Annotated in this window: 11 protein-coding genes; 7 read left to right on the top strand and 4 right to left on the bottom strand. The window is 63.9% G+C overall.

Annotated features, from left to right (window positions below):
• Positions 1–67: 67 nt before the first annotated feature.
• From greA to JKL46_RS26715, 3 genes are all read left to right on the top strand, one after another.
• Positions 68–547, top strand: coding sequence for a transcription elongation factor GreA (greA, locus tag JKL46_RS26725; RefSeq protein WP_201838951.1), 480 nt, complete (start codon positions 68–70; stop codon positions 545–547).
• Positions 548–769: 222 nt separating this feature from the next.
• On the top strand, positions 770–1,312 hold the full coding sequence (locus tag JKL46_RS26720; protein ID WP_201838950.1) for a hypothetical protein: 543 nt from the start codon (positions 770–772) through the stop codon (positions 1,310–1,312).
• A gap of 79 nt (positions 1,313–1,391) precedes the next feature.
• Positions 1,392–3,887, top strand: a complete 2,496-nt coding sequence (locus JKL46_RS26715) for a hypothetical protein (RefSeq protein ID WP_201838949.1) — start codon at positions 1,392–1,394, stop codon at positions 3,885–3,887.
• Between the two features lie 22 nt (positions 3,888–3,909).
• Here the strand turns inward: JKL46_RS26715 and JKL46_RS26710 are convergent, their stop codons facing one another.
• Positions 3,910–4,422 (bottom strand): Lrp/AsnC family transcriptional regulator, encoded by a 513-nt coding sequence (locus JKL46_RS26710; protein ID WP_210381478.1) that lies wholly within the window; start codon positions 4,420–4,422, stop codon positions 3,910–3,912.
• Between the two features lie 242 nt (positions 4,423–4,664).
• Between JKL46_RS26710 and JKL46_RS26705 the strand changes: the two genes are divergently transcribed.
• From JKL46_RS26705 to JKL46_RS26695, 3 genes are all read left to right on the top strand, one after another.
• Positions 4,665–5,678, top strand: a complete 1,014-nt coding sequence (locus tag JKL46_RS26705; protein WP_201838948.1) for a mitochondrial fission ELM1 family protein — start codon at positions 4,665–4,667, stop codon at positions 5,676–5,678.
• The gene (trxB, locus tag JKL46_RS26700; RefSeq protein ID WP_201838947.1) at positions 5,678–6,640 is read left to right on the top strand and encodes a thioredoxin-disulfide reductase; all 963 of its coding nucleotides are present in this window, start codon (positions 5,678–5,680) and stop codon (positions 6,638–6,640) included. The genes JKL46_RS26705 and trxB overlap by 1 nt, the downstream gene beginning before the upstream one ends.
• Before the next feature lie 115 nt (positions 6,641–6,755).
• On the top strand, positions 6,756–7,646 hold the full coding sequence (locus JKL46_RS26695) for a LysR substrate-binding domain-containing protein (RefSeq protein ID WP_201838946.1): 891 nt from the start codon (positions 6,756–6,758) through the stop codon (positions 7,644–7,646).
• 501 nt (positions 7,647–8,147) lie between these two features.
• Here JKL46_RS26695 and JKL46_RS26690 read toward each other — a convergent pair.
• On the bottom strand, positions 8,148–9,878 hold the full coding sequence (locus JKL46_RS26690) for an AMP-binding protein (protein ID WP_201838944.1): 1,731 nt from the start codon (positions 9,876–9,878) through the stop codon (positions 8,148–8,150).
• Positions 9,879–10,020: 142 nt separating this feature from the next.
• On the bottom strand, positions 10,021–12,060 hold the full coding sequence (locus JKL46_RS26685) for an elongation factor G (protein ID WP_201838943.1): 2,040 nt from the start codon (positions 12,058–12,060) through the stop codon (positions 10,021–10,023).
• Between the two features lie 215 nt (positions 12,061–12,275).
• Here JKL46_RS26685 and JKL46_RS36405 point away from each other — a divergent pair, with 215 nt between their 5' ends.
• Positions 12,276–15,881, top strand: a complete 3,606-nt coding sequence (locus JKL46_RS36405; RefSeq protein WP_281400102.1) for a hypothetical protein — start codon at positions 12,276–12,278, stop codon at positions 15,879–15,881.
• Positions 15,882–15,976: 95 nt separating this feature from the next.
• Here JKL46_RS36405 and JKL46_RS26675 read toward each other — a convergent pair whose 3' ends face one another.
• The gene (locus tag JKL46_RS26675; protein ID WP_201838941.1) at positions 15,977–16,450 is read right to left on the bottom strand and encodes a DUF992 domain-containing protein; all 474 of its coding nucleotides are present in this window, start codon (positions 16,448–16,450) and stop codon (positions 15,977–15,979) included.
• Between the last annotated feature and the right edge of the window lie 223 nt (positions 16,451–16,673).

The following is a 16,673-nucleotide window of genomic DNA, read 5'->3' as shown; positions in this document are numbered from 1 at the left end:
AGTTTTCGTTGACATGCGAGGGCGCTGGAAACAGCGGCCTCGTACCTCTTTTTGGACGAGACAAACGATGGACAAGGTCCCTCTGACGATCAAGGGTTTTGCGGCGCTCGAGGAGGAGCTCAAGCACCGGCAGCAGGTTGAACGCCCCCGGATCATCCAGGCGATCGCGGAAGCCCGCGCGCTTGGCGACCTGTCGGAAAACGCCGAATACCATGCCGCCAAGGAAGCCCAATCCCTCAACGAAGGCCGGGTTCTGGAGCTTGAGAGCCTGATTTCCCGCGCCGAAGTGATCGATATCGCGAAGCTTTCCGGCGACCGGATCAAATTCGGCGCCACGGTGAAGCTCGTCGACGAGGACACCGAGGAAGAGAAGACCTACCAGATCGTGGGCGAGCCCGAGGCCGATGTACGCTCGGGCCGGGTCTCGGTCGCCTCCCCCATCGCCCGCGCCCTCATGGGCAAGACCATCGGCGACACGGTCGAGGTGTCGACCCCGGGCGGCGGCAAGTCCTACGAGGTCGTCGGCGTCCGGTTCGGCGCCGTCTGATCCGCGACGGGGGAGCGGGCTTGGTTTCAAGCCCGCTCCCCCGCAATGCCGACGGCTCCGGGGCGATGAACGCGAAGCGGCCGAGTCCCCTTTTCCGCACGATGCGCTAGAACAATCTTGGCGGAGCGGTGTCGTTTCGCCGTTGAGAGCCTGCAGCACATCGAGAGAGGATCGGTTTTGCGTGAGCGGGATCCTTTCCTGACAAGGGTGAGGACCGTCCCGATGCAAGACAAGCCTGTGACCCTCTTTTCCCGCCGTTCGGTTCTGGCGGCTCTATCAATCGGCATTGCTTTGACAGGGGCGGGCTGCGTCCCGGCGGGTCTTTCCTCCGATGGCTCGCCCTTCCCGCAGGCATTCTCCGGGTTCGCGGTCGATGTCAGCGTCTTGAAGGCCAAGGGTCTCGGCCCGTTCGCCGATCTCGTCGGCGCTGCCGCCCTCGATGCATTGCGGCGCTCCTTCGCCGACCGGGTCGACCCGCGTGGTCCGCGCCTCGTCCTGCGTATCACGAGCGTGTTTTTCACCCCGTTTCCCGACAGCAGCACCGGCCGCCTGGGCCGCGGAGGCGGAGACCGCGGGGGTGGCGGCAGCGGGCACGATGCGATGGAAGGCGAGGCCCTCGCCATCGGCCGCCGGGGCGAGGTTCTGGCCAGCCACCCGATGCTCGCCGTCCGCGACGTGAACACCAGCATCCTGACCCCGGACGAGCAGGGCCGCGCCGTGGTCCTGGCCCAGCATTATGTGAGCTGGCTGCGGCGGCAGATCTGAGGCCGTTCGAACCAAGGCCATTGCAAATATATAACCTTACCTTAAGCTACGTCGCATCGCGTTCTTGAGGTTTTCTGCCATGCCCTACAATGTCGTCCGTCTCGGAGGCGAAACCCGCGCCAGCACTTCGACCGGTGGTGCACAGGCCGCATCGCAATTCATCAGGCTGCCGGACGGGCGGTTCATCCTGCAATGGGTCGGCAACGGCACCGTCCCCGGCCATGAGGATACAAACGGCTATTTTCAGCAGCTCTTCGACGCGAACGGGGTGAAGATAGGCGGCGAGATTCGCGTCAACGCCAGGACGGACGGCGAGGTCGGGGCAGATTTCTTTTCAGTCGCCCTGCCCGGAATCGGGTGGGGCTCCATCTGGGAATCGAGATCCGACGACGCCGCTCAGGGCAACAATCTCTATTTCCGTACTTTCAACAGCGACGGCACTCCACGTCAGGAAGTCAGCATCAACGAGACGGAAAACGGCATCATCAAAAGCCCTAACCAGCCGTCAGGGACTTGGCGCAACGTTTTTCTGCGCAACGACATCTCGGTCGTCATCTGGAACGGCCGCGGCGATCAGGACGATAAGGGTATCTATTTCCGCCTCATGGACGAGGACGGCGATTTCATCGGCGGAGAGAGGCTCGTGAATGTCGCCGTGGCGGGACGTGAAGAAATGCTAATTGGCGCCACCGCTCTCTCGAACGGCGGATTTGTCGTCACCTATCGTGCAGGATCCCAAGCGTTTCAGCAGGCCTTTGACCGCAACGGTGAGAAGGTCGGAGGAGAACTCACCCTTAACTCCAACGCGAGTATCACCCCATCTGCCCGCAGCTTGGCGGACGGCAAATGGGCGACCTTCTGGAATCTTCCCGTCAGCGCCCAAGTCAGGGACATCTACTATCAGGTCTTCAACGCCGACGGCACAGCCGCAGGCGAGGCAAAAACCGTCACTACAACCGTCGACGGAGACCAGATCAGAGCGTACACCCTGACGATGGACAATGGCGCCCCGCTGATATTCTGGCAGGGGAATGGCACGCAGGAGGGCCAGGCGGACGATCATGGGCTCTTCTACCAGCGCTTCGACGCCCATGGGAACAAGATCGGCTCCGAAACGCGTCTGAACACGACCGTCGAAGGTACACAATCCAATCTCCGGGTCTTCACCAGCTATCAGTTCAACGCGAGCGCTGACCGATATGCGGTTAAGCACTACGTCACAGCCTGGACAACCGGCGATCCCGAACAGCAGGATCCTGATGACCTATCCGTCCAGGTGCTCGATCCGTCCGGCGGCAAGATCGGCCCTGAAATCCGCTTCCAGTCAGTCGGCAACTTTCCCGACACGAACTTTGCGTATCTTCCCAGCACGGGGCGTTCCATTCTCACGTGGTCGGGCACGAGCACGCGGCCCGGGCATGAGGACGATTCCGGTATCTACATGCAGGTCTTCGACGCCAGCGGCACGAGAATCGGCTCCGAGGTGCGCGTCAACAGCACCACGGATGGGGTCCAAAATGGCCCGATGATCCGCGCCCTGCCGAACGGCAGCTTCGTTGTGGCCTGGAGCGGATCCGACGGCAGCGAGACCGGCTTCTTCATGCAGACCTTCGATGCCAATGGCCAACGCGTCGGCGGCGAGATCCTGGTCAACACGTCGACGACCGGCGCGCAGATGGGCACATTCCTTGAGGTGACTGCCGATGGCACGCTCGTGGTCGGCTGGGAGGGTGTTGGCGATCAGCCGGGACAACAGGACGGGGATCTCGGGCTTTTCTTCCAGCGCTTCAAGATCAATGCCGCGCCGGAGAGCATTGCCGTCAGCGGGTCGATCCAGGAATCGGCTGCGGCCGGCGCGACGGCGGGCACGCTCTCGGCTGTCGATCTCGACCTTTCCGACAGACATACCTTCGCCCTGGTCGACGCAGGCAGCGCCGCAACGACGAATCCGCTCTTCGAAATCTCCGACAACGCGATCAAACTCAAATCCGGTGCCAAGCTCGATTACGAGAAGGCGACATCGCACAGCCTGCGCGTCAAGGTGACGGACGCCTTCGGCGGCTCTTACGTCCAGGATGTGGCGGTGAGCGTCACCAACGTTCGCGAAAAAACGCCGCTGCGGAAGAACGGGACCTCGGGCAACGACATCCTGTTCGGCGAGCTCGGCAACGATACGCTGTCCGGCGGCGCCGGAAACGACCGCCTGCACGGCGATCTCGGACGCGACCGGATCTCGACCGGCAGCGGCAAGGACGTGGTCGTCTTCGACCAGAAGCCGTCGAGCAGCAACCGCGACACGATCACCGATTTCGATCCGAAGAAGGACTCGCTATATCTCGACAATGCCTTCTTCAAGAAGCTCGGAAAGAAGGGCTCGCTCGAGAAGCCGGCGAAGCTGTCAAAGACCTATCTCGAGTTCGACACCGCGGACGACGCCAACGATTATCTGATCTACAACCGGAAGACGGGCGTGCTGTCCTACGATGCCGACGGCAACAAGGCGGGAAAGGCCGTCGAGATCGCGGTCTTCACCAACAAGCCGAAGCTCACCTACGCCGATTTCTTCGTGATCTGAAGCCGCGGCGGAGCCGGGAGGGTCACGCCTTCTCCGGCTCGACCTCCTCGATCGGCACCAGGGGCTCGTCCTTGATCAGGTCGAGGGTCAGCGCCGTGCGGACATTGCGCACATTCGGCAGGGAGGTCAGCTCGGAGACGAGGCCCTGGAAGGAGGCGAGGTTCGGCGCGACGCATTTGAGGATGAAGTCGATGTCGCCTGACAGGGTCCAGCACTCGCGGACCATGGACCAGTCCTTCACCTTCTGCTCGAACTCCTTGAGCTCCTTCTTGCCCTGCACGTCGAGCTGCACCATGGCGAAGCAGACGATCTCGAAGCCGAGATTCTTCGGGTCGAGGATCGCACGATAGGCCTTGATGATGCCGGCGCTCTCGAGCGCCCGCACCCGCCGCAGGCAGGGAGGGGCCGACAGTCCGACGCGACGCGCCAGCTCCACGTTCGTGATGCTGCCGTCGGCCTGCAGTTCTTTCAGGATGGCCCAGTCGATGGAATCGAGGCGTCCGCGCACGGTAACTCCGCTAGAGGCTGGCTGCATTCGCATGCAACCAGCGCTTCATCTTGTTTTGCCGCGCTTTTTGACGGCGAACCGGATCCACTTCGCCGAAAAGCGCTTTAGCGCACGCTCGGGAAGGCAGGAACCGGCCGGCGGCCCGGATCGTGCGGCATCAGGTCAAAAAATCTCGTCTTGGCTGAGTAGACCGTGTAGAGGGTCTGCACAAGAAGAAGAGGCGATTAAGTCGCAACGAACTTCATGAACTCCACAGGCTCGTTGATCGAATGTTGCGCAATGATACCGGCCTTATCACCTGGGTTCTGACCGATGGCAAGGCCGGAGACGAGCTGCAGGCGCTGAGCGTGACCGAGGCCCTCGGCCTCGATCCCGAGATCCGCCGGGTCGATCCCAAGCCTCCCTTCAGCTGGTTCATGCCCTGGGGGCCGATCGATCCGCGCGAGCGCCCCGGCGCCCCGAACAGCCCTATCGCCCCGCCCTTCCCTGATCTCCTCATCGCCTCGGGCCGCCGCGCCGTGGCCTATCTGCGCGCCGTCAAGAAGGCCACCGGCGGGCGCACCTACACCGTCTTCCTCAAGGATCCCCGCACCGGCCCGAGGGCAGCCGATTTCATCTGGTCGCCGGAATACGACCGCCTGCGGGGCCCGAACGTGCTCAACACCCTCACACCTCCGCACCGGGTCTCGGAGAGGCGGATCGCAGCCGCCCGCAGCCGGCCCGATACCCGCCTTGCCCATCTCCCTCATCCCCGCGTCGCGGTGCTGGCGGGCGGCGACAGCCGCCATCACCGGTTCACGCCAGCCGACGTCGCCCGCTTCGTCGAGCACCTGAAGACCATTGCCGAGGCCGGAGCAGGCTTGATGGTGACCGCCTCGCGCCGCACGCCACCGGCCCTGCGGGAGGCCCTGATCGCACTGATCGTGCGGCATGGCGGCTTTTTCTGGGACGGCACAGGGGAGAACCCTTACGTCGATCTCCTAGCGCTCGCCGATTTCGTGGTGGCGACGGGCGATTCCTTCAACATGATCGGGGAGGCCGCCGTGACGGGACGGCCGATCCTGGTGTTCGAACCATCCGGCGGGCACCCGAAACTGGATGTTTACATGACGGCTCTGAAGGCCCATGGAATTGTGCATCCGTTTACGGGGCGTCTTGAAGGACAGCCCTATGAACCCCTAAATTCAACCCCCAAGGTCGCGGAGGCCATTGCTCAAGGATTGAGCCGCCACCGCCGCGCTCTCGGCTTGCCGGACCTCGCCTTTTCACTGGAGACCCCCTGATGGCCCATTCTCACGCCAAGCTCATCATCATCGGCTCGGGGCCGGCGGGCTATACGGCGGCGATCTATGCGGCGCGCGCCCTGCTTGAGCCTGTGATGATTTCCGGCTTCCAGCCAGGCGGCCAGCTGATGATCACCACGGATGTCGAAAACTATCCGGGCTTCGCCGACGTGATCCAGGGTCCCTGGCTCATGGAGCAGATGCGCATGCAGGCCGAGCATGTAGGCACCCACATGATCTCCGACCATATCGTGAAGGTCGACCTTAAGCAGCGTCCCTTCCGCCTGGAGGGCGATTCCGGCGCCACCTATACCTGTGACGCGCTCATCGTCGCGACGGGCGCCCAGGCCAAGTGGCTGGGCCTGCCCTCCGAGGGCCAGTTCCAGGGCTTCGGCGTCTCGGCCTGCGCCACCTGCGACGGCTTCTTCTACCGCGGCAAGGAGGTCGTGGTGGTCGGCGGCGGCAACACCGCGGTCGAGGAGGCGCTCTACCTCGCCAATCTCGCCTCGAAGGTGACCCTGGTCCACCGCCGGGATTCGCTGCGGGCCGAGCGCATCCTGCAGGACCGCCTGTTCAAGCATCCGAAGATCGAGGTGATCTGGAACACCGCCGTGGAGGAGATCTGCGGCAGCGAGAACCCCTCCTCCGTCACCCATCTGCGGCTCAAGAACCTCGTCTCCGGCCAGACCTCCGACTTCAAGACCGACGGCGTCTTCATCGCCATCGGCCACAAGCCGGCAACCGAGCTTTTCACCGGCCAGCTCGACATGAAGGCGGGCGGCTATCTGCTGACCAAGCCGGGCTCGACCGACACGAACATTCCCGGCGTCTTCGCCGCGGGCGACGTCACCGACGACATCTATCGTCAGGCGGTCACATCGGCAGGCATGGGCTGCATGGCCGCTCTCGACGCCGAGCGCTACCTCGCCGCCCTGGAGGCCACGCAGGAAGCCGCTGAATAGAATTTATTAACAACTGGTTAGCTCTCAGGCCGATTTCCTGTTGCGTCGAACCCTCGGCTCATAAGAGATAAAAGAAGCCTTGCGTGAGAAGCATGCGAGGCATGAGGGATGCGCCGTGGACTGGGACAAGATCCGGATTTTCTACACCGTCGCAGAAGCGGGAAGCTTCACGCGGGCGGGTGACGATCTGGGTCTGAGCCAATCGGCCGTGAGCCGCCAGATCAGTGCGCTTGAGCGCGAGCTGAAGGCCCCCCTCTTCCACCGCCATGCCCGCGGGCTGATCCTGACCGAACAGGGCGACCTGCTGTTCCGGGCCGCCCGCGACATGCGGATGCGGCTGGAAACGACCAAGGCGCGCCTCGTCGAGACGAGCGAGCGTCCTTCGGGCGAATTGAAGGTGACGACGACGGTCGGCCTCGGCTCCATCTGGCTTGCCCAGCGCATCGCCGAATTCCTTGACCTTTACCCCGATGTGCGCGTCGAGCTGATCCTCTCCAACGAGGAGCTGGACCTCGCCATGCGCGAGGCCGACGTGGCGATCCGCCTGCGTCGCCCGGCCCAGCCGGACCTCATCCAGCGCCGGCTCTTCACGGTGCATTTCCACGTCTATGCGTCGGCCGACTACCTGAAACGGTTCGGCGAGCCGAAGACGCTGGAGGATCTCGACGAGCACCGCATCGTCTCCTTCGGCGGCGACCAGCCCTCCTATCTCATGGCGGTGCACTGGCTCTCGACGGCGGGGCGCGACGGGCGCGAGCCGCGCCAGTATCACTACGTGGTCAACAACATCACGGCCCTGAAGCTCGCCGTCGAGACCGGAGCCGGCATTGCCGTGCTGCCGGACTATGCCGTCGTCGGCAATCCCGACCTCGTCCAGATCCTGCGCGATGTGGAAATGCCGTCCCTCGACAGCTATCTCGTCTATGCGGAAGAGATGCGCTCGGTCGCCCGCGTCCAGGCTTTCCGCGACTTCCTGATCTCAAAGGCCCAGCGCTGGACCTTCTGAGAGGCGGGTTGTCACCCTCTCGACTCATCCTGAGTGTCCGGCTCATCGAGGATCTCCGCCCCTGAGCCCTCATCCTGAGGGCCGCCGCAGGCGGCGTCTCGAAGGACGAGGGCGCTTCCAGTGCTCGCTGGAACCTCCTTCGAGACGATCGCTTCTCGATCTCCTCAGGATGAGGTCAGAGATTGACAAGCCAGACGATCGAGAGGCCGGCCCCAAATGTGCGGGCCGGCGCCCGGGCGAAGCTCGGCTATAGTCCAAATTTGTCACCGCCATGACAGAGCCATGCACCCGGCGCAGCCCTTTTATGAGGCATGCTGCATTGCAAATAAGCGCAATGCGGCCGATATCACCCTTGGCTGATTTCAACGCGGCACCGCTTTCTTCCTCCCGGCGATGCCGTGTCGGCCGTTCCCTCTGGAAGGTTTTGACTTTTGTCGGACCTCTACTTTAGCCGGGCTTCGAGCCCGGCTTTTTTTTGCTCTCAGACCATCGCGATGCCGATCATCGGCCGGCGGACTGCTCCACCTCTTCCTTCAGCGCACGGCGCAGCACCTTGCCGACATTGGTCTTGGGGAGCGTCTCGCGGAACTCGATCCGGCGCGGCACCTTGTAGCCGGTCATGTTCTCGCGGCAGAACGCGCGCAGATCTTCCACCGTGAGAGCGGGATCCCGGCGCACCACATAGGCTGCAACCGCCTCGCCGGAATGCGCATCGGGCAGACCGATGACCGCAGCCTCCGCGACGCCGGGATGCTTGACGAGCACCTCTTCCACTTCGTTCGGATAGACGTTGAAGCCGGAGACGAGGACCATGTCCTTCATCCGGTCGACGATCTTCACCTGGCCGTCGGGCAGGACCACCGCCACGTCACCCGTGCGGAAATAGCCGTCGGCGGTCATCACCTTCGCGGTCTCGTCCGGCCGCTGCCAGTAGCCTGCCATGACCTGCGGCCCCTTCACGCACAGTTCCCCGCGCTCGCCGGGAGGCAGCACCGCACCCTCGGCGGAACGCACGGAGATGTCCGTCGATGGCAGAGGGTAACCGATGGTGCCGGTGAACTCCTCGATGTCGAGGCGGTTGGCGCAGACCACGGGCGAAGTCTCCGACAGGCCGTAGCCCTCGACGATCGGCTGTCCCGTCACCTGCTTCCATTTCCTGGCCACGACCTCCTGGGTCGCCATGCCGCCGGACACGGCGAAGACCATCTGCGAGAAATCAACCTTGTCGATGCCGGGCGCATTGGCCAGTGCGTTGTAGAGCGTGTTGAGGCCGGACATGAGCGTGATGCGGCTTTTCTGCAGCGTCTTGACGAAGCCCGGTATGTCGCGCGGATTGGCGATCAGCAACTGGCATCCGCCGATGCGCGTCATCAGCAGGGCGCAGACCGTGAGCGCGAAGATGTGATAGAGCGGCAGCGCCGTCACCATCACATGATCCTCGCGGTCGCCGAAGAACGGACGCATCCAGGCTTCGCACTGAATCACGTTGGCGGCCACGTTGCGGTGGAGCAGCGTGGCACCCTTGGCGACGCCGGTCGTGCCGCCCGTATATTGCAGGAACGCGATGTCGTCGGGCGAAACCGGTACGGCCTGCGCCTTGCGAGCGGCGCCCCCGGCGATGACGGTCTTGAACGCGATCGCCTGCGGCAGCTGGAACGGCTTCACCGCTTTCTTCACGCGCCGCGAAACGAGATTGACGATGGCCCCCTTGAGGCCGAGCAGATCGCCCGGCGTCACCAGCACCACCCGATCGAGCTTGATCTCGGGCAGCGATTCCTGAACCGTCGCCCCAAAATTCTCCAGCACGAACAGGAAGCGCGCACCGGAATCCTTGATCTGATAGGTCAGCTCGCGCGGCGTGTAGAGCGGATTGACGTTGACGACGGTGCCGCCCGCAAGAAGGATTCCGAACAGGATCGGCGGGAACGCCATCACGTTCGGCAGCATGATCGCCACCCGGTCGCCCTTCTTCAGCCCCTGCCCCTGCAGCCATGAAGCCACCGCATCGGCCTCCCGCCCCAAAGCGGCATAGGTCATGCGCTTGCCGAAGCTCTCGACGGCGGCCCGGTTTGGATAATCCGCGACGGCCTTGCGGAAGATGTCGTTGAGGGTGCCGATCCTGGCCTCATCGATCGTCTGCGGGACCTGGTTGGGATAGGAGCTCAGCCACGGCCGGGCTGCATAGGGGTCCGGAGCGCCTGCATTGGCAGGCGCCTGGGTGGGGGAACTCATCATTGTCCTCCGCTTCGCGGCGAGGTTTGCTTCATGGGAGATGGCGTCTCCATAAAGCACAACTTGGCGCGGAAGACCGCGTTTGTCGATGGAAATAGTTTAGACCTGAACGATCCGCAGGGATCGTTCAGGTCCAAGTTTCTCAATGGGCCTTCTGCAGAACCATCTCGGCCGGGCGGCCGCTGAGTTCCGCCATATGGTCGAAGCGGGTCGAGAAGGTTCCGACGCCGGCCGTGGCCGAGCGCAGCTCGACGATGAGATCGCCGATCTCCGATTCCGGAATGGTGGCGCTTAGCACCTGCCATCCGTTCCATCCCGGCCGCTCGTCATAGCCGAGGATCTGCCCGCGCCGACCGGTCACGAGGGCGGTGGCCTTGGCCAGCGCCTCGGACGGGATCGTGATCTCGACCGAGAGCACGGGCTCCAGCAGGACCGGCTTCGCCTTCGGCAGGGCATCCGCCAGGGCAAGCCTCGCCGCCGCCTGGAAGGCTGCATCCGAGGAATCGACCGTGTGGTAGGAGCCGTCCGTCAGCGTCACCGCCAGATCGACCACGGGGAAGCCGAGGGGCCCGGATTTGAGCGCATCCCTCACCCCGGTCTCGACAGAGGGGATGTACTGGCGCGGCACCACGCCGCCGGTGATCTTGTCCAGGAAGGCGAAGCCCTCGCCACGCGGCAACGGCTTGATCTCGATCATCACGTCGCCGAACTGGCCATGGCCGCCGGTCTGCTTGCGGTGCCTTCCCCGAGCCGAGGCCGGCGACTTGATCGTCTCGCAATAGGCTACCTTCGGCTTTGCGGTATCGACGCCGACCTGGAAACGGGAGGCGAGCTTTTCCACCGCCACGCGCAGGTGCATCTCGCCCTGCCCATGGAGCCTGATCTCTCCCATCTCCGGCCGGGTTTCCACCACGAGGGAGGGATCCTCCTCGGTGATCTTGGCGAGCGCGCTCGAGAGGCGCACGTCGTCCTTGCGGTCCCTGACCTTGAGCGCCAGCAGATAGACGGGCTCCGGCGGCGCCGGCGACACGACAGCCTCGGGCCGCACCTTGCCGGCGGCAAAACTGTCGCCCGTGGCGATGCCCTCCAACCGGCCGAAGCCGACCGTGTCGCCGGGCCCGGCCTCGGTCTTGCGGTTCGTCGTGCTGCCCATGAGGGTCAGGATGCTGCCGATGCGCGCCTCGGCGCCGCGCGAGCCGACCACCGTGTCGCCCTCGTGGAACGTGCCGCGCATGACGCGGCCGACGGAAAGCTTGCCGCCCTGGCCCATATGCAGGGTCTTCATGCTTTGCGCGAGCGGCGCTCCCTCCTCCGGAATGCCGAGCCGCGCCCGAGTCTCGGCGAGCGACGGCGCCTCATGGCGCAAAGCCTTGAGAAGCCGCGTCACTCCGTTGCCGCGCTCGGCCGAACCGATGAGGGCCGGCACCACATGCCGCTCCTTCAATTCCTTCGACAGATCATCGAAGATCTGGTCGCGCGGCGGCTCGATCTCGGAGATCAGCTCCTCCATCAGCGCATCGTCATGATCGGCCAGACGCTCGAGCATGGCGAAACGCGCTTCCTTCTCGCGCGGCAGCTCGCCCTCGGGCAGATCGACGATCTCGCTCGGCGCATGCTCGCGATAGACGAAGGCGCGCTCGAGGGCGAGATCGATGAAGCCCACCGCAATGCCGTCCTTCCAGAGCGGGATCTGGCGCAACAGAAGCGGCGTGCGCGACGCCTGCTGCAAGAGGCTGAGCGTTTCACGGATGCGCTGGTTGGCCGTGTCGATCTTGTTGATGAACAGGAAGCGCGGGATATCGGCCTCTTCCAATTCGCGCAGGATGATCTCGAGCGCGGGAATCTTGCGCTCGTCCGCTTCGCACACGACGACTGCGGCGTCGCAGACCGGCGTGACGTTGCGCATTTCGTGCAGGAACTCGGTCGAGCCGGGGCAATCCACGAAGGTCATGCTCTCGCCGAGGAAATCGATCGTCGCCACATTGGGCTCGATGCTCATGGCATGGGCGCGGGCCTCCGCGCTCGCATCGCCCACGCTGTCCCCGTTCGCCACGCGGCCGGCCCGGGAGACGGCTCCCGTGCGCTCCAGGATCGCCTCGAGCAGGGTGGTCTTGCCGCTCTGGAACGGGCCGACGATCGCGATGCATCGCGGGCCCGCAGCTAGTCTGCCGTTGGGTGCCATAGGACGTCATCCTTCCCTGCCCCCACTTTATGACGCGTTCTTGTCGGGACGCGTTGGGTCGATGCTCTGCCTGTGACGGCGCGTTGGCAAGAGGGTTTGTCGGGCGGCCTCAGTGGAAAGGGCAAGGTGCGCCGGCGCACGTCTTCCGCGAGGGGATAGTTGCCCTATCGTTATGATACGATGTAATATTCGTAAAATCTGCGAGAACCATGCCCATGCCCCTGTCGCTCCACGGAAGCCAGATCCAGATCCAGCCATCCGGCACCCAGTCCGGCCTCAAGATCACGGCACTCAAGAACGGCTCGCTCATCGCCGTCTGGACCCAGAACGACGGCACCGACTCGGATATTTATGCCCAGATCCTCCATGCCGATGGGTCCGCCAAATCCGGCCCGTTCCAAGTCAACTCTTCCGACGCAGGCGCGCAGGGCACCCCTTCAGTCGCAATTCTCAGCAACGGCGGGTTCGCGGTCGCCTGGTCGGACGGTGGCACGACCGGGCCGATCAGGGCTCGCCTCTATGGCGCGGACGGCAATGCTCTCAACCCCGATTTCGCTGTCTCACAGGGTTTTTCCAGTGCCTGGGCGAACCCCAAGATCGTCGCTCACGGAAGCGGGTTCGCCGTTTCGTCCTCCAGCAGCGGCGGGGTCTCAACAGCATTCTACGACCAATTCGGCACCAGCGCTTCCAGCCATCAAACCCCTGAGTCGGGGAACAGCGTGAACTCGACATCGGTCACAGCTGTTCTTGACGGCCCCGAGGATGGTCGCTTCGCCAACAAGATCGTCACCGCGCAACTGGAACATGGCACACGATCCGTCGTCATCTTCAATTCTTACAGTGTCGCTGGAGTCCCTCAGGAAAAGTGGGAGTTTGTAGTCGGTGGCAACACAAAAGATGTGGCTGTGACAGCCCTGGCAAATGGGCGCCTTCTGCTCACCTACGCGATTTTTAACAACACGTTGCAAGTGCACCAAATATCGGGGTGGCTCTATGAACCAAGCGGCGGCGAGCCGACATATCGCTTCCTAGCATCTTCCGCGACGGCCATTGCAACACCCGTCGTCGCCGCCCTTCCGGACGGTGGCTTCACTCTGGCCTACAAAGTCGGCAACAGCATCGCAGCGAGTTCTTACGATAGCACTGGCCGCTTGAGCAGCGATGCTCCGAGCCTCTCCACAGGGAATACCCAGGAAAAGCCGACGATCACCGTGATGCCGGACGGACGTGTCCTCGTCGGCTGGGAGAATATCGGCGACGGGGCAGCTCGAACGCTTCGCGCCCAGTTCCTGGATGCTCGGACCCTGGCCAATTGGACCGGCACGGCAGCCGACGAAGAATATGCCGGCACCGACGTTGCAACCGTCAATGACAGCCTGAACGGCGGGGGCGGCAACGACGGCCTCTACGGCATGGCCGGCAACGACAGCCTCACCGGCGGCGACGGCAACGACACCCTCGATGGCGGTGCCGGCAACGATGTGTTCATGGCCCACGAAACGCCTGATGCCGGCGGCAATTATCTCGGCGCCGACAGCTTCATGGGCGGCGCGGGCAATGAGGACAAGCTCGCCTATTGGGAGGTGCGCAATGCCAATCAGACAGGCGTGGGCATCTACTTGCACGCGCAGAACCTGAATTCCGGCGCGGCGGCGAGCGACCGCATCAGCAGCATCGAGATCATCGACGGCACGATCTACAACGACACGATCGAGGGTAACGGCGACGACAACGCCTTCTGGGGCGCCGATGGTAACGACACGCTCAAGGGACACGGCGGCAACGACACGCTCACCGGCGGCCTTGGCAACGACCTGCTCGAGGGCGGGGCCGACAACGACAGCCTGAAGGGCAGCGAGGGCGACGACAATCTCGACGGCGGCGCCGGCGACGACACCATCGAGGGCGGCGACGGCAACGACTATATGTCCGGCGCTTCGGGCGGGAAGGACAGCTTCAGCGGCGGCGAGGGAATTCGCGACACGGTGAGCTACCTCGGCGCGACTGCGGTTACCGTCGACCTGGACAAAGACACGGGATCGGGTGCAGCCGCGGACGACACCTATGACGGCATCGAGGTGATCAACGGCACGGTGCATGCCGACACGCTGATCGGCGACGACACGGGCAACATCTTCTGGGGTGATGACGGCAACGATACGCTCAAAGGCGGCGCGGGCGACGATTCCCTCAACGGCGGTGGAGGCATCGACAGCCTTGAGGGCGGCGCCAACAACGATAGTCTGATCGGCGGTGAAGGAAACGACAGACTGTATGGCGACGCGGGCCGCGATACCCTCGACGGCGGCGCAGACGGCGACTATCTCGATGGCGGCCTGGAGAACGACAGCCTCATCGGCGGTGCCGGCTACGACAGCCTAGTCGGCGGCGCTGGCAACGACGCGTTGGATGGCAGCGCCGACAACGACATTCTTTACGGCAACGAAGGCAATGACACCCTTGACGGCGGCACGGGGAACGACCGGCTCTCTGGCGACGAGGGCAACGACTTCCTCAGCGGCGGCACAGGCAATGACAACCTCAACGGCGCCGAAGACAACGACACGCTCTCTGGCGGTGATGGCAACGACCTCCTCAGCGGCGACAACGGCAATGACAGCCTCATCGGTGGCGCAGGCGACGATTCCTACTTGGTCGAAGTCGCTACAGATGCCGTCATCGAAACTGCCGGCGAAGGCACCGACACGCTCTATGCCATAGCTTCCTACACCCTCGCAGCGGGCGCGCATGTCGAGATCCTGCGAGCCGATGGAAGCGCTGCCGTTGCACTGACCGGCAACGAGATCGGCAACGTGTTCCATGGCAATCGTGGCGCCAACCGTATCGATGGCGGCGGTGGCAGCGATACGCTGGTGCTCACCGGCACACGCGCCGACTATGACGTCACCCTCAATCAGGACGGCTCCGTCACCCTGATCGATAAGCGTCAGGACCGCGACGGCACCGATACGATTTCCAACATCGAGATCTTCGAGTTCAGCGACAGCAAGCTCAGTCTGCTCGGCCTGGTCGGCGACGTCGGGAAAATCCTCACCGGCGACGTGATCGCCGAGAACAGCAGCGCCGGAGTCAGCATCGGTTCGTTTCTCGGATCCGCGAAAGCTGGTGGCCCGTTGCGCTATGACCTCGTCGCTGATGCGGAAGGCCGCTTCACCCTCGATGCCGCGACCGGCGTGCTGAAGGTGGCCGATGGCGTCAGGCTCGATTTCGAGCAGGCGACCTCGCACAATATCACCGTGCGCATGACCGATGCCGGCGGCGCCAGCACGACCAAGACCCTGACCATCCTGGTGCAGGACGTGCTCGACGAGCGCGCCTTCGGCAGCGCCGGTGCCGACGGCATGCGCGGCGGCGCCGGCCAGGATTACTTCTCGAGCCTTGCCGGCAACGACTGGATCGAGGCCGGACTCGGCAACGACACGCTCATTGGAGGTCTCGGCAAGGACGTGCTCACCGGTGGTTTGGGCAAGGACATCTTCGTGTTCGACACCAAGGCCAACAAGGCGACGAACCTCGACCAGATCGCCGATTTCGAGGTCAAGGACGACACGATCTGGCTCGACAATGCGGTGTTCAGGAAACTCGGCAAGAAGGGCTCGGAGGCCAAGCCCGCGAAGCTGAACAAGGAATTCCTGGCCGTCGGGGACAAGGCCAAGGAGAAGGACGACTACCTGATCTACAACAAGAAGAAGGGCGTGCTGTATTACGACGCCGACGGCTCGGGTCGGGGCAAGGCGGTCGAGATCGCAACGCTGAAGAAGAACCTCAAGCTGACCGCCGCAGACTTCTTCGTGATCTGAAACGTCAAGGGCATGTCAGCAGACGTGAGAAGGGGCCGCGAACACGGCCCCTTCTCGTACGCGCGGCGGGATACGCGGCAGCGTGTTTACGCAGTTTACCGTGCGGCGCGCAGTTCGAGGTCGCCGACGCCGAGGGCGAAGTTGAGGCCGGTCTGGCCGCTGACGGAGACGGGCTGGAGGGCGATGGAGCGGTTGGAGCCGCCGACGAGGACATTGGCGCCGAGCCCCGCGCCGACCGTCGCCTCGGCAGCACCGCCCACATAGCTGCCGGCGAGAGCGCCCGGCGCGACGCTTCCGCCGGAGAAGACCGCCCAGGCGAGTATGCCGCGGCGGGTCACGCCGATATCGAGGCCGAAGCGGCGGATCACGCCGACATAGCGCTCGTTGCGTCCGCGCCGCGGGTTGAAGGTGCAGACGGTGCTCTTCTGCGATCCGACGATGAGGCCGATGCCGCCGGACACGCTGCAAGTCAGGACGCCCGCGCGGGTGCGGTTCTGAGCCTGAGCCTCGGTCACCCCGAGGGATGCCAGGAACGCGAGAGCGGCAAGAGGAAGAGCGGCACGGACCATGGGTGAACTCCTAAGCTCGGCTGAAGCTTAGCGGTCAACGGCGCAGAAGCGGCGCCGTTCCATGCGGCGGATGTCAACCTTAACGTCTGGCTCATAAAAAGCTTTCCGCCCCCCAAGCCCTCATCCTGAGGGCCGCCACAGGCGGTGTCTCGAAGGACGAGGGCGTCTCCAGTGCTCTCTGGATCCTCCTTCGAGACGGTCGCTGCGCGACCTCCTCAGGATG

The organism is Microvirga zambiensis WSM3693 (assembly GCF_016735695.1).
Classification (GTDB): domain Bacteria; phylum Pseudomonadota; class Alphaproteobacteria; order Rhizobiales; family Beijerinckiaceae; genus Microvirga; species Microvirga zambiensis.
Note: the sequence above shows the minus strand (reverse complement) of the source record. Positions and strands in the feature narration are given on the sequence as shown.